Below are 12,216 nucleotides of genomic sequence, written 5' to 3' on the forward strand. Positions count from 1 at the left end.
TCCCCCTCCCACCGACAGCACACCTACCGCCGACAGCACAGTTACCGCCGACAGCACAGTTACCGCCGACAGCACAGTTACCGCCGGCAGCTGGCACTTCCGTCGACACCGGAGTCGTGCACTGCTCAGCGACAGCGCGGCGCGTCAGGTGCATCATGGCCGGATGACGACTCCCGAGCCTGACCTTCTCGCCACGGTCCGCAACCTCCGCCAGTCCCGTCGCTTCCTGCCGATGCCGGTAGCCCAGGCCGACATCGAGCGGCTCCTCGAGGTAGCGCGGTGGACCGGGAGCGCCAAGAACTCCCAGCCGTGGCACCTCGTCGTCGTGACCGACAGCGCCGTCAATGCCGAGCTCGCCCAGTGCGGCGCCTTCACCGGCTTCCTCGACGGCGTGGCCGCCTCGATCGTCGTGGCGGTCGCGGGGGAGGGGCGCTCGGTCGCCTACGACGACGGCCGGCTCGCCGAGCGGGTCATGCTCGCCGCCTCGGCGCTGGGCATCGGCAGCGGGACGGCGTGGTTCAGCAGCGCCGAGGCGCGCCAGCGCGTCCGCGAGCTGCTCGGCATCCGCGACGGACTCGAGCCGTGGTCGGCGATCGGCCTGGGGTACACCGACACGAGCCAGGCGCAGGCAACCCCGCAGATGTCGGGCCGCAAGCCGCTGGAGGAGATCTCCAGCTGGAACCGCTACGGCGAGCCTGCCCCGACACGGGACACGTGATCGTGCCGTACACACCTGTCCACGACGTCGTCGACGACCCCGCCGTCCTCGCGGCCTTCATCCGGCGCCACCCGCTAGCAACGCTCGTGACGCACGACGGCGTGCGCCCGGCCGCAGACCTCGTCCCTTTGCTGCAGGTCGAGGGGGAGCGGGGACCGGAGCTGGTGGGGCACGTCGCGCGGTCGAACCCGCTGTGGCGGCCCGAGAGCCACCGGGGCCAGGTACTGGCGGTCTTCGGTCCGGCGGAGCACTACGTCTCGCCGACCTGGTACCCGTCCAAAACGGAGCACCACCGGGTCGTGCCGACGTGGAACTACCTCGTGGGGCACGCGTGGGGGAAGCTCGTCGTCCACGACGACCCCCGGTGGGTCCGCGGAGTGGTGGCACGCTTGACAACAGCGATGGAGGCGGGCCGGGAGCAGCCGTGGCGCATGGGCCAGGCGCCCACGGACTACACCGAGCAGATGCTGCAGGAGATCGTGGGCGTGAGCGTCCATGTCGAGAGCCTCACGGGGAAGTTCAAGGTGTCGGCGCACCGCGCCGAGGCTGACCGGCTCGGCGCACGGGACGGCGTGGCGGCCGAGGCCGGCGGGCGCGGCTACGAGGACGTCATCAGGGCCATGACCGATCCACCCCAGGGATCCTTGACCGACTGACGCCCGACGGCCGGCTCCCCGAGCGGGCCATGCGCGCCGCCTCGGCACTGAGCACCGGCAGGGGAGTAGCTGGGCCTACCTGGCACTCTCGTGCCAGCGCTGCAGCTCGCCGAGGTGCTCCTCGGTGACCGGCAGGTCGACGATAAGGCCGTGGTGCGGGACGAGGACGAGCGGGGTGCGCTTCGACTTGACGATGCTCGGGCGGATCTCGGCGATGTCCGCCCACCTGTACGTCGTCGTCCTGGGCCACTGGACGACGTGGAGGCCCTCGGAGTCCGCCTCGAGACGCGACCTGCTGGCGCTCAGCGCGAGGTAGGCCGGCAGGATGGCCAACGCGGCCTGCATCGCAGCGAAGACGATCCTCGCGCCGGGTTCCAGTGAGGTGATCGTCAGGCGGAGGAACGCGAGGGCAAGCATGGCCGCACTGAAGATCACGAAGAGCGCGACGTGCAGGTGGCGTCGAGCCGGATACCAGGCCTGCCGCGGTGGCAGCGCACTCGGACCCTCGGGTGTCCCGTCGGCGGGCTCCATGTGATCAGCATGTCAGGCCCTCGAGATCGCGGGGGAGCACGAACGCAATTCCGGGAGACTGGATACACGGAATCTGCGAGCATCTCGCCATGTTCCGATCCCGACGCCGGTTGAGTGTCGCTCAATCAGACGCTGAGGCAGCTCGCCTGCAACGGGTGCTCACCGCAGTTCATGCCCGCGCTCGCCTTGAGCCACGCGTCGACGTCGCATGGAGCCCCGCGACGGAGACATGGCGAACGGCCCAGGTGACGATCACGTGGGATGACCAGGTCGTCGAGGTCATCGACGACAACCTCGAGCTGAACGTCATCTCAGACTCGCTGAAGGGCGCCGTGCCCGTGCCGACCGAGGATCCGACCGGAGTGCTGTTCTTCGCGCTCGGGATCGCCTCCGCCAACCACCGTCCGTGAGGCCACTAGTCGGAAGCGGGGCGCCGGCGGGGAAGAGAGCGAGTCCCGGGCCTCTCGGCGTAATGACATAATGTACATTATCGGCGTCGCGCCAAAGAGGCGGTCCGGCTGCAAGAGTGGCCAGGCGCGCGACATAGTCGAGTATGGTGAAGCGGCCCGTGACGGCGGCCGCGTGCATGACTGCTCTGGTCCTGACGGCAGGCTGCACCGGCGCGATGGACGACGACGAAGCAGTCACACCGAGCTCCAGCCCGAGCGCTACCAGCACGGCTGGTCCCTCAGTGCAGCGCGCCGGCGGCAGCGTCGCCCTCATCTCCGCCGAGGTCGATGACGTGATGGAGGCCCTGCTCACCGGCGTCGTCGTTCGCAGCGAGCGCGGGTGCCTGTCACTCACGGACGGCTCGCTGACGGTGCCGGCGCTGTGGCCGCACGGATCGGTCCTGAGCGAGGACGGGCTGAGCGTCGTCGTCCCGGAGGTCGGGACGGTCGCCGTCGGCGACGAGGTCTGGGCGGGAGGCGGCAACATTACGCTCGACAGCTCCCACCCGATACTCCCGGCGCTCCCCGAGGAGTGCACCGCACCGCCCGGCACGAGCATCGCGGCACTGCAGACGCTCCTCGAGGGGCCGCCCCCCGACCTGCCTACCGTCTCGTGAACGTCAGGTGCGTGACCCCGCTGGGCGTCGACACCGCCTCGACGGCGTAGTCGGCCTCCAGCCCCTCCAGCCCGTCCCACAGCCGCGCGCCCCGGCCCAGCACGATCGACACCTGGACGAGGTGGATGTGGTCGACGAGCCCGGCGGCGATGAAGTCGCGGGCGACCGTCGCTCCGCCACCGATGCGCACGTCCAGGCCGCCGGCGGCCTCCCGGGCGACGTCCAGCGCCTCGGCCGGAGTCGCTGAGAGGAAGTGAAAGGTCGTGCCGCCCGCCATCTCGATCGGCTCGTGAGGACGGTGCGTCAGGACGAAGACCGGCGTGTGGAAGGGCGGTTCGTCACCCCACCAGCCGCGCCAGGCGGAGTCGTCCTGCCAGCCGGGCGGGCCGAACTTCCCCGCGCCCATGATCTCCGCACCGATGCCGGGCTCGTGACGGCGGGCCATCGTGTCGTCGACGCCGGCACTCCCGGCCTCGGCGCCGATGAGCGACGCCCCGAAGCCGGTCGCGAACATCCACGTGTGCAGCCGTTCCCCGGCGTGCCCCATGGGCGTGTCGAGGCTCTGCCCCTCCCCTGCGGCGTACCCGTCGAGGGAGATGGAGAGGTTGTGGATCCGCGTTCGTGACATAAGTACACCCTTCCCGTCGGTGACCGTGCGGAGGTGGTGACCACCGCCGTCGGCGGAAGTCATCGGGCGGCGACGATGTCAGGCTCCGGCCGGGTCCAGTTCTCCTCGCCCCGCCACAGGAAGCCGGCGATCGTCGTCGACGTCGCGAAGGCGACCACCGCCGTCGCCACGGTGAACGTCGTCGTGTCGCTCACGACGACCTCGAGGTACTGGCCGGACAGGAACAGCTGCATCACCACCTGGAAGGCCAGGTGCCAGCCGACCGTGGCCCACACCGAGCCGGAGATCAGCCGGATGCACCCGGCCACGACCCCCATGCCGGCGAAGAGCACTAGTCGCTCCCCCAGGACGCCCCAGCCTGAGGTGAGGACCCACAGCACCGTGCCGAAGGTGGCGAAGAGGAGCGCCTGGACGACGATGGCGAGCCACGGCGCGAGCACCGTGGTGAGGTTGCGGTAGACGTACCCGCGGAACAGTAGCTCCTCGGGAACCGCCTCGTAGACGAGGACGAGGACGGCGAGGAGCAGCACGACGCCGGCCGTCTCGGCGCCCGACGCGTCGATCTCGATCCGGACCCACCCGGCGGCCAGCGCGACACCGAGCCCCACCGCGGCCGGCAGCAGCCAGCTCAGCGCCCCGAAGAGCAGGTCTCGGACTGCCTTCCACCCGCCGGGCAGCCTCAGCGTGCGGAGGGGGCGCCGGTCGAGCAGCCGCCGCGCGGCGACGACCAGCGCGAGCGCGATGACGGACGCGGACACGGCACTGACCGCGTGCCGCGGCAACGAGGTGCCCTCGCCCCACACGCGGGTGCCCAGGGCAGCGACTGCCAGCCAGCCGAGCAGGGCGCCGACGGTGACGACGCCGACCCGCACCGCGACGGGCAGCCGTGGCGGCGCTGTCTCGGTGACGTGGAGGCTGTCGGGACGGGGCACGCCTCGACGGTAGGCCAGGTGCGACTACCGGCGCGGCCGTTTCGAGGTCATCCGTCTGGCGGCACGGGCGGAGCTCCGGGGGCGTACCACTCCCCGCGCTGGCTCTACGGTGAAGCCATGCGCCTGGAGAACATCGTGCTCGACGCCGTGGACCCGCACCTCGTGGGCCCGTTCTGGGAGGCGGCACTCGGCGGTGAACGGCTGAGTGACGGGCCGGACGGCTTCGAGACCCGCCTCACCATCCCCGACGGGCCGGTCATCGACCTATGCGTCCAGCCCGTCCCCGAGCCGCCGACCGAGCCGCTGCGCCTGCACCTCGACCTGCTGGGCGGCGAACGGCAGGCGCAGGTGGTCGACCGCCTCCTCGGCCTGGGCGCGACCCACATCGACATCGGCCAGCGCAACGTGCCCTGGGTCGTGCTGGGCGATCCCGAGGGAAACCCGTTCTGTGTGATGGAGCACCGCGAGGCCTACCGGGACACCGGGCCCATCGCCGCGCTCCCCCTCGACTCCGCCGACCCGGCGCGCGACGAGAGCTTCTGGGCCTGGCTGACGGGCTGGGTCCCGGTCCAGGGCGTGGGATTGGTCTCGCTGCGCCACCCGTCGCTGCGCGGGCCCCTGCTCGAGCTGTGCCCCGAGCCCGGACCCAAGGCCGCGGCAAAGAACCGCATCCACCTCGACATCCGCCTCGACCCGGACGACGACGCTGACGCCGTCGCAGCGGGGATCGTCGAGCGCGGCGGCACCGAGGTCGCGCACGACTGGGGCGAGCTGCCGTGGCGGGTCTACACGGACCCGTCCGGCAACGAGTTCTGCGTGCTGCCTGCCGCTCGCCCATCCCCTGCGCCGAGCTCGTAGCCAGCCGCGCGCGCCGCGCCGACCGGCCCGTCCGACGGAACTTGCCGGATGGCCCGCGCGTTGAGGTGTCCACACCGGACATGGGAGTGCATCGTGGGTCAGCAGGGTGGACATGGGGCGGCGGTCGACGGCGTCCTCAACGGCGTGCTGACAGGGCTCTGGTACGCCTCGCCCGACGTCGTCGCGTCACGCCGAGCGCGCGGGTTGCTCAAGGTGGCGGTTCTCGTCGGCGGCTCAGCGGTGCACGCCGCACGAGGTGCGAAGGCGGCCGGCAGCGACCCGGCGGACGCCGTCGACGCGGACGCGCCGGCGCCCGAGGCGGACCTCAGCACCCTGGTGGCACGGATGAGGACCGAGCCGGTGATCGACGCGCAGTCCCTCGGACTGGGCGAGACCTCACCGGGCCGCTGCCCTCGGAAGGCGAAGGCGATCGCGGTGACGCTGGTGGTACTGACCATCGTCGGCACGGTGGCGGGCGAACGGGCGATCTACCGGTGGGGCGAGCGGTTGACGGCGCGCGGCGTCCGGCACGCACACACCCGGATCGGGCTCGTGGCCGGTGGCGTGACGGGCGTGAGCAGCTGGGCGCTGGCGCGCTGACTACGGCCGAGGGAACCCTGCCGTCGTTCACTGGGTGGCACGACGGGTCGTCTCCGCGACGTCCTCACCGCTGATCACGCGCTCGCTAGGGTCACTCCTGTGATCACGGTGGACGTCGTCTCCTCAGAGGACAGGCTGCCGTCGCGGGAGCAGGTGCGTGCGCTGTACGCAGCGGCGGCCGCGCTGCCGCCGCTGAAGGAGTCGTCCGCCAGCGCGGAGCTCTTCGCGTCGGTTTACGAGGCATCGATGACGACCGAGCGCGTAGTTGCGGTGAGCGCCACGGACGAGGGCCGACTCGTCGCCTTCGGTTACGGTCACCCCTGGCTGTGGGAGGAGCAGACGTACCCGTGGGCGTACGAGCTGCGAGATCTACTCGGCGACGACGCGGCACGGCTCGACGGCACGTACTCCCTCAACCTCCTCGCCCGCCACCCGGACGCCAAGTACCGCGGGCTCGGGCGAGCGGTCCTGACCCGCTGGATCGAGGCGATCGGGCACAGCTCCTGCTGGTTGCAGACGACCGACATCGACAGCCCCGCCACACGTCTCTACACATCGCTCGGGTTCCAGGCCGTCGGGCACGGGCCCGAGGCCCCGAACGGCGCACCAGGACTCGTCCTTCTGCGGCCGGCACACGCCAGACGCGAGTAGCCTCCCCGCATGGACGTCGTCGCCTGGCTGCTCGACTCCGACCCCGCGCTGCGCTGGCAGGTGCTCGCCGACCTCACCGACGCTCCCGCCGAGGAGGTCGAGGCCGAGCGTGCCCTGGTGGCCACGACGGGCTGGGGCGCCCAGCTCCTCGCCGAGCAGGACGACGACGGCCGCTGGGACGGCGGCACCTACCGGCCCGGGTGGGTGGACGAGTCGCGTCCCTTCTTCGACGCGTGGACGGCCACCCACTTCGCGCTCCAGCAGCTCGTCGACCTCGGCCTGGACCCGGCGAGCCCGCAGGCCCGGCACGCGATCGGTCTCGTGCGCGAGCACGTACGCTGGGAGCACGAGGGCGAGCCCTTCTTCGACGGCGAGACCGAGCCGTGCATCAACGGCGTCGCGCTGCGCACGGCCGCGTATTTCGGGCAGGACGCCTCCCCCATGGTCCGCACCCTCCTCGCCGGCCGGCTGCCCGACGGCGGGTGGAACTGCTGGGCCGAGCACGGCGCCTCGGTCTCCTCCTTCCACTCGACGGTCTGCGTCGTCGAGGGCCTGCTCGCCTGGGAACGTGCCGGTCACGTGGACGCCGACGTCCGTGACGCCCGGCGCGCCGGCGAGGAGTACCTCCTCGAGAGGGGCCTGTACCGCCGTCGCTCCGACGGCAGGGTCGCCGACCCGCGGATGACGATGCTCTCCTACCCGGTGCGCTGGTACCACGACGTCCTGCGCGGGCTGGAGCACTTCCGCCTCGCCGACCGCCGCGACCCCCGGCTCGCCGACGCCGCCGAGCTCGTCCGCGGCAAGACGGACAAGCGCGGGCTGTGGACCCTGGAGCTGCACCACGAGGGCCCCACGCTGCTCGACCTCGGTGAGGGCGAGGGCTTCCCGAGCAAGTGGGTGACGCTGCGCGCGATGCGCGTGCTGCGCTGGTGGGACGCCGGACCAGGGTGAGGATCAGGGTGCTCCCCGATGCACGCGTGCGGGCGCCCCTCCTAGCGTGGACGCCATGAACACCTTCTTCGACAGCATCCGCCGCACCGGCTTCCGGCGCGGCCCCCAGCGGATCCTCGGCGGCGTGTGCGGCGGCATCGCGGCGCGGCTCGGCGTCAGCGCCCTGCTCGTGCGTCTGCTGCTGCTCCTCGCCTTCCTCCTGCCCGGTATCGGCTGGATCTCCTACGTCGCGCTGTGGGTCCTGCTCCCCTGGCAGGACGGCAGCATCCCGCTCGAGCGGGTCCTGTCCCGCTGACGGGACGATCGACGCCTCCTCGCGCCTCCCACGCCGACGCCTCCGATCGGCTCTGGCTCGACGGAAGGACACCAGGCCGGAGGGCTGGCAGTCAGCCTGAGGCGGTGCCGACACCGTCGAAGGGCGTGACGAGCGCGAGGCCGGGCTCGGTGCCCCCGGCCTCGGAGTCGCTGAGGTAGAGCCGCACCGGGCCCGTCGTGTCCAGCGGGTCGCCCTCCGGGTACGGGCCGCCGGTCTCGCAGGTGCGAGGTGTCGAGGCGACGTCGATGGAGGTCCCGGGCTCGGCCGCGCCCTTGAACACACGGTCGACCTCGACACGCCACACCGCGGCGTCCACCCCGAACATGGACCGCTCCCCCACCCGCTCGACCGGCCGGCCCTCCACGACGACGTCGGCCAGCTCGGTCCGGGAGGCGTCGTCGTCCGCGGACACCCAGGAGATGCACGCCTGCTCCGTGACCGGTTCCCCGCAGCCGGCGACCAGCAGGCCGAGCAGCGCCGGGAGCGCGATCGCGCCCGCGCGCAGACGGCGTCGTTCCATACCGTGTCTGTGTCCCGGACGCGGCAGGCCTTGCACCTCAGGCCCCGCGCAGGGCGCCGTCCTCCGCGCGGGCCCGGTACTGGGTGGGCGCGAGGTGGGTGCGCGCACGGAACACGCGGTTGAAGTGGGTGACGTTGGCGAAGCCGACCTCGGCGCTGATGTGGCTCACCGGGTCCTCGGTCTCCTGCAGCAGCCGCTCCGCCCGGCCGATGCGCAGGCCGTTGACGTAGCCGATGACGGTGGCGCCAGTGTGCCTCTTGAACTCCCGCGAGAGGTAGTACGGGCTGATGAAGAAGCGGGCGGCGAGTGAGCCGAGGTCGATCGGCTCGGCGTAGTTCTCGTGGAGGTAGTGGATGACCTCGGCCATGCGCCCGCCCCGCCGGGCCACGCGTGCGTCGCGGTGCTCCGCGCGCATGAGCTTGACGAGCAGCTGCGTGGTGAGCAGGCGCATCTCGTCCTGCGCCCCGTCCCCCAGGACGTCCTGCACCGCGAGGAGCTCCTCGACGAGGTGGCGCACCGCCCGCAGGCCGCCGGCGTCGGGCCGCATGACCGTGACCCGCTCCTGGAAGTGCTCGCGCACGTGCGGGTAGAGCACCGCGTCGGGGCGCACGTAGACGACGACGCGCTGGAAGCGCACGCCGTCGTCGCCGTAGGAGAAGTGCTCGAGGTCGGCGGGGAAGACGATGAGCTCGTCCGGCTCGATCCGGTACAGGGTGTGGTCGGCCCAGTGGTAGCGGCTGCCCGCCTCGAGGGAGTAGATCTCGAGGTAGTCGTGGCGGTGCGGGCGGGCCATGTTGTCGTCGACGCCGCGCACCCGCGCGACGGCGACGTCCCGTCCGCGTGACATGAGGTCACCGGCGAAGTCGAGCACTCCCCGTCCTTTCAAGCACCACCGGGTGGGGCGCCGCCGCCCACGCTACCCGCGGGCGGCGGCGCCGTCGCTAGCCGAGCAGGCCCAGCCACTCCGGGATGCCGAGCGACAGTGACGGGATGAAGGCCACCGCGAGGAGCAGCGCGACGAGCCCGACAAAGTACGGGATGAGCCTGGGCACCACCTGCTCGATGCTCACCCCGCTCACGCCCGTGGCCACGAAGAGCACCGAGCCCACCGGCGGCGTCATCGTGCCGATGCACATCGCGAGGATGAGCATCATGCCGAAGTGCACCGGGTGCATGCCGAGCTCGGTCGCGATGGGCAGGAAGATCGGCGTGAAGATGAGGATCGCCGGGGTGATGTCCATGAACGTCCCCACGACGAGCAGGACGACGAGCATGAGCAGCAGGATGACCGCCCTGGAGTCGGCCACCGACAGCATGGCGTCGGTGATCGCGCCCGGGATCCCGGTGTAGGCCATGACCCACGACATCGCCGAGGACGCGGAGATGAGGAACATGACGACGCCGGTGGCGACGACCGTGCTCGTGACGACCTCCTTGAAGTCGCTCCACGACATGCTCCGGTAGATGAGCGAGAGCACCAGGCAGTAGAGGACGGCGGCCGCCGCGCCCTCGGTGGCCGTGAAGACGCCGGCGACGATCCCGCCGACCACGACGACGATGAGGAGCAGGCTCGGCACCGCCTGGAGGAAGACACCCAGCCCCTGTCGCAGGGTGACCCGCTGCGCGGAGGTGTACTTGCGCCGTCGGGCGTAGATGAAGGCGACGGCCATGACGACGACGCCCATGAGGATGCCCGGGACGTAACCGGCCATGAACAGCGCGGAGATCGACACTCCGCCGGCGACGGTCGAGTAGACGATCGCGGCGGTCGTCGGCGGGATGAGCAGACCAGTGGAGGCCGAGGCGATGTTGACGGCGGTGCTGTACGCCGGGTCGTAGCCCTCCTCCTTCTGCCGCTTGTGCAGGGTGCCGCCGATGGCGGCCGCGGAGGCGACGCCCGAGCCGGACAGCGAGCCGAAGAGCATGTTGCCCAGGACGTTGGTGTGCGCGAGGGCGCCGGGCACCCGGCCCGCGATGACGAGGGCGAGGTCGACGAGCCGCCGCGCGATGCCGCCGTTGTTCATGATGTTGCCGGCGAAGATGAACAGTGGCACCGCGAGCAGTGAGAAGCTCTCGATCCCCACGTTCATCTGCTGCCCGACGACGTACGTCGAGTCCTCGAAGGAGAGGAAGGCGGCGGCGGTGAGGAAGGAGGCGATGCCGAGCGACACCGAGATGGGCACGCCCGCGAAGAGCAGGACGAAGAAGACGCCGAAGAGCACGGCGAGGCCGATGAGGACGTCCATCAGTCAGTACCCTCCGTCTCGACGACCGGCGCGCCGGTGACGTCTTCCCAGATGTTGAGGACCTGCGCGAAGGTGATCGCCAGGCCGGTGATCGGTGCGATGGCGTAGACGAGACCCCTGGAGATCCCGAGCAGCGCCGAGTAGTCATGCCGCGCGCTCAGCGCGAGCATCGTCCCGCCGACGACGAGGACGACGACGGCGAAGAGCAGGACGAGCACGTCGGCCCCGACGAGGAAGCCGCGCCTGACCTTCGGGGAGAAGCGGTCGCGCACGAAGACGAGCGCCATGTGCTTGCGGTGGAGGAAGGCGTAGGCGGCGCTGATGAACGAGGTCCAGATGAGCGCGTAGCGCACGAGCTCCTCGGTGAAGGCCGCGGGGGTCCCGAGCACGTACCGGGTGAAGACCTGGTAGAGCACGAGGAAGGTCATGAGGACGAGGAGGACGCCGGCGATCGTCGCGAGGACGGCGCCGAGGCCTCCCCTCACCCGGGTCAGGCGGTCGTGGGTGGTCATGGCGTCTCCCTGGCGGCCTCGATGACGGCGAGGAGGTCGGCGACCTCCGGGTACTCGGCGGCGTAGCGCTCGACGACGGGCGCCGTCGCCTCGCGGAAGGCGTCGAGGTCGACGTCGGTGACGAACTCGACGCCCATGGCCTCGGCCTCGGTCACGGCCTCCTCGATGCTCTGCTCCCAGGCGACCTTGTGGTCCTCGGTCGACTGCCGCGCGGCGTCGACGAGGAGCTCCTGGTCGGCCGGGTCGAGGCGCTCCCAGGCGTCGCTGCTGATGACGAGCATGTCGGGGATGCGGGTGTGCTCGGTCATCGAGAAGGACTTGGCCACCTCCCCGTGCGCGCTCTGGGTGAGGACGGTCTCGTTGCTCTCGGCGCCGTCGATGAGGCCGGTCTGCAGCGAGGTGTAGGTGTCCCCCAGCGCCATGACGATCGGGGCGGCGCCGAGCTCGGTCATGAGCTCGGTCTGGGAGCGCATGTCCTGGACGCGGATCTTGAGGCCGCGCAGGTCCTCGGGGCTGCGCACCGGGGTGTCGACCGTGTAGAAGGAGCGCGCCCCGGAGGAGTAGTAGGTGAGGCCGACGAAGCCGTCCTCGGCGGTCGAGCGGAAGTACTCGGCCATCTCCGGGGAGTCCATCACCCGGTAGTACTCCTCCTCGGACTCGAAGATGTAGGGCAGTCCGAAGGTGTGGTAGCCGGGGTCGTAGTTGGCCAGGCCGGGGGCGCTCACGCGGGTCATGTCGACGATGCCCTGGTTGAGCTGGCCCAGCACGGTGGTCTCCGAGCCGAGCTGGCCGTTGCCGTACATCCGCACGCTGATGCGCCCCTCGCTGCGCTCCTCGACGTCCTCCGCGAAGGCGGTGAGCGCCTGGGAGGTGACGTGGGCGTCGTTGAGGTTGTGCGCGAAGCGCAGGACGAGCGGGTCCTCGGTGGTGGCCTCGGCGCTCGTGGCGCCGCTGCCCGTGCCGGGTCCGCAGGCGGTCAGGGCCGTCAGCGCGAGCAGGCCCGCGCCGAGGGTGGTGAGCAGCTTTCTCAT

Annotated in this window: 17 protein-coding genes; 9 read left to right on the top strand and 8 right to left on the bottom strand. The window is 71.2% G+C overall.

Features of this window, described 5'->3' with window-relative positions; genetic code table 11:
* Positions 1-163: 163 nt before the first annotated feature.
* Entirely contained in the window at positions 164-718 is a 555-nt protein-coding gene (locus AA0005_RS10355) for a nitroreductase family protein (RefSeq protein ID WP_413450089.1), read from the top strand.
* Between the two features lie 2 nt (positions 719-720).
* Positions 721-1,374: an FMN-binding negative transcriptional regulator gene (locus AA0005_RS10360; RefSeq protein ID WP_413450090.1), complete on the top strand. Its 654-nt coding sequence runs from the start codon at positions 721-723 to the stop codon at positions 1,372-1,374.
* Positions 1,375-1,449: 75 nt separating this feature from the next.
* On the opposite strand, the gene AA0005_RS10365 is transcribed toward AA0005_RS10360, so the two are convergent.
* A complete protein-coding gene (locus AA0005_RS10365) occupies positions 1,450-1,791 on the bottom strand; it encodes a PH domain-containing protein (RefSeq protein ID WP_413450091.1) in 342 nt (113 codons plus the stop codon).
* A gap of 359 nt (positions 1,792-2,150) precedes the next feature.
* Here AA0005_RS10365 and AA0005_RS10370 point away from each other — a divergent pair, with 359 nt between their 5' ends.
* Together AA0005_RS10370 and AA0005_RS10375 are read left to right on the top strand one after the other, a co-directional pair.
* A complete protein-coding gene (locus AA0005_RS10370) occupies positions 2,151-2,315 on the top strand; it encodes a hypothetical protein (protein WP_413450092.1) in 165 nt (54 codons plus the stop codon).
* A 281-nt stretch (positions 2,316-2,596) separates the two neighbouring features.
* Positions 2,597-2,971, top strand: a complete 375-nt coding sequence (locus AA0005_RS10375; protein ID WP_413450093.1) for a hypothetical protein — start codon at positions 2,597-2,599, stop codon at positions 2,969-2,971.
* Here the strand turns inward: AA0005_RS10375 and AA0005_RS10380 are convergent.
* Both AA0005_RS10380 and AA0005_RS10385 read right to left on the bottom strand, forming a co-directional pair.
* Positions 2,958-3,599, bottom strand: a complete 642-nt coding sequence (locus AA0005_RS10380; RefSeq protein WP_413450094.1) for a dihydrofolate reductase family protein — start codon at positions 3,597-3,599, stop codon at positions 2,958-2,960. The genes AA0005_RS10375 and AA0005_RS10380 overlap by 14 nt on opposite strands.
* A 59-nt stretch (positions 3,600-3,658) precedes the next feature.
* Positions 3,659-4,531: a CPBP family intramembrane glutamic endopeptidase gene (locus AA0005_RS10385; protein ID WP_413450095.1), complete on the bottom strand. Its 873-nt coding sequence runs from the start codon at positions 4,529-4,531 to the stop codon at positions 3,659-3,661.
* A gap of 117 nt (positions 4,532-4,648) precedes the next feature.
* On the opposite strand from AA0005_RS10385, the gene AA0005_RS10390 reads away from it, so the two are divergent.
* The 5 genes from AA0005_RS10390 (at position 4,649) to AA0005_RS10410 (ending at position 7,886) form a co-directional block, all read left to right on the top strand.
* A complete protein-coding gene (locus AA0005_RS10390) occupies positions 4,649-5,389 on the top strand; it encodes a VOC family protein (protein WP_413450096.1) in 741 nt (246 codons plus the stop codon).
* Positions 5,390-5,482: 93 nt separating this feature from the next.
* The gene (locus AA0005_RS10395) at positions 5,483-5,989 is read left to right on the top strand and encodes a hypothetical protein (RefSeq protein ID WP_413450097.1); all 507 of its coding nucleotides are present in this window, start codon (positions 5,483-5,485) and stop codon (positions 5,987-5,989) included.
* Positions 5,990-6,088: 99 nt separating this feature from the next.
* Positions 6,089-6,640 carry a GNAT family N-acetyltransferase gene (locus tag AA0005_RS10400; protein WP_413450098.1) on the top strand — a complete coding sequence of 184 codons (552 nt, stop codon included), beginning with the start codon at positions 6,089-6,091 and terminating at the stop codon, positions 6,638-6,640.
* 9 nt (positions 6,641-6,649) lie between these two features.
* Positions 6,650-7,591, top strand: a complete 942-nt coding sequence (locus AA0005_RS10405; RefSeq protein ID WP_413450099.1) for a hypothetical protein — start codon at positions 6,650-6,652, stop codon at positions 7,589-7,591.
* 55 nt (positions 7,592-7,646) lie between these two features.
* On the top strand, positions 7,647-7,886 hold the full coding sequence (locus AA0005_RS10410; RefSeq protein ID WP_413450100.1) for a PspC domain-containing protein: 240 nt from the start codon (positions 7,647-7,649) through the stop codon (positions 7,884-7,886).
* Positions 7,887-7,977: 91 nt separating this feature from the next.
* Here AA0005_RS10410 and AA0005_RS10415 read toward each other — a convergent pair whose 3' ends face one another.
* The 5 genes from AA0005_RS10415 to AA0005_RS10435 all read right to left on the bottom strand — a co-directional run bounded on the left by AA0005_RS10415 (position 7,978) and on the right by AA0005_RS10435 (position 12,216).
* Complete coding sequence (locus AA0005_RS10415) at positions 7,978-8,427, bottom strand: hypothetical protein (RefSeq protein WP_413450101.1); 450 nt, start codon at positions 8,425-8,427, stop codon at positions 7,978-7,980.
* A 37-nt stretch (positions 8,428-8,464) separates the two neighbouring features.
* Positions 8,465-9,298 carry a helix-turn-helix domain-containing protein gene (locus tag AA0005_RS10420; protein ID WP_413450102.1) on the bottom strand — a complete coding sequence of 278 codons (834 nt, stop codon included), beginning with the start codon at positions 9,296-9,298 and terminating at the stop codon, positions 8,465-8,467.
* Between the two features lie 70 nt (positions 9,299-9,368).
* Complete coding sequence (locus AA0005_RS10425; RefSeq protein ID WP_413450103.1) at positions 9,369-10,673, bottom strand: TRAP transporter large permease; 1,305 nt, start codon at positions 10,671-10,673, stop codon at positions 9,369-9,371.
* On the bottom strand, positions 10,673-11,185 hold the full coding sequence (locus tag AA0005_RS10430) for a TRAP transporter small permease (protein WP_413450104.1): 513 nt from the start codon (positions 11,183-11,185) through the stop codon (positions 10,673-10,675). Before AA0005_RS10430 ends, AA0005_RS10425 begins: the two co-directional genes overlap by 1 nt.
* Positions 11,182-12,216 carry a TRAP transporter substrate-binding protein gene (locus AA0005_RS10435; RefSeq protein WP_413450105.1) on the bottom strand — a complete coding sequence of 345 codons (1,035 nt, stop codon included), beginning with the start codon at positions 12,214-12,216 and terminating at the stop codon, positions 11,182-11,184. The genes AA0005_RS10430 and AA0005_RS10435 overlap by 4 nt, the downstream gene beginning before the upstream one ends.

The organism is Georgenia phoenicis (assembly GCF_047302425.1).
Taxonomy (GTDB): Bacteria; Actinomycetota; Actinomycetes; order Actinomycetales; family Actinomycetaceae; genus Oceanitalea.

Bases quoted from the DNA above. Each gene is read 5' to 3' on its own strand.
- AA0005_RS10365 (WP_413450091.1), bottom strand. From the start codon at position 1,791: ATGCTTGCCCTCGCGTTCCTCCGCCTGACGATCACCTCACTGGAACCC.
- AA0005_RS10425 (WP_413450103.1), bottom strand. From the start codon at position 10,673: ATGGACGTCCTCATCGGCCTCGCCGTGCTCTTCGGCGTCTTCTTCGTC.
- AA0005_RS10355 (WP_413450089.1), top strand. From the start codon at position 164: ATGACGACTCCCGAGCCTGACCTTCTCGCCACGGTCCGCAACCTCCGC.
- AA0005_RS10430 (WP_413450104.1), bottom strand. From the start codon at position 11,185: ATGACCACCCACGACCGCCTGACCCGGGTGAGGGGAGGCCTCGGCGCC.
- AA0005_RS10380 (WP_413450094.1), bottom strand. From the start codon at position 3,599: ATGTCACGAACGCGGATCCACAACCTCTCCATCTCCCTCGACGGGTAC.
- AA0005_RS10405 (WP_413450099.1), top strand. From the start codon at position 6,650: ATGGACGTCGTCGCCTGGCTGCTCGACTCCGACCCCGCGCTGCGCTGG.
- AA0005_RS10390 (WP_413450096.1), top strand. From the start codon at position 4,649: ATGCGCCTGGAGAACATCGTGCTCGACGCCGTGGACCCGCACCTCGTG.
- AA0005_RS10410 (WP_413450100.1), top strand. From the start codon at position 7,647: ATGAACACCTTCTTCGACAGCATCCGCCGCACCGGCTTCCGGCGCGGC.
- AA0005_RS10415 (WP_413450101.1), bottom strand. From the start codon at position 8,427: ATGGAACGACGCCGTCTGCGCGCGGGCGCGATCGCGCTCCCGGCGCTG.
- AA0005_RS10435 (WP_413450105.1), bottom strand. From the start codon at position 12,216: ATGAGAAAGCTGCTCACCACCCTCGGCGCGGGCCTGCTCGCGCTGACG.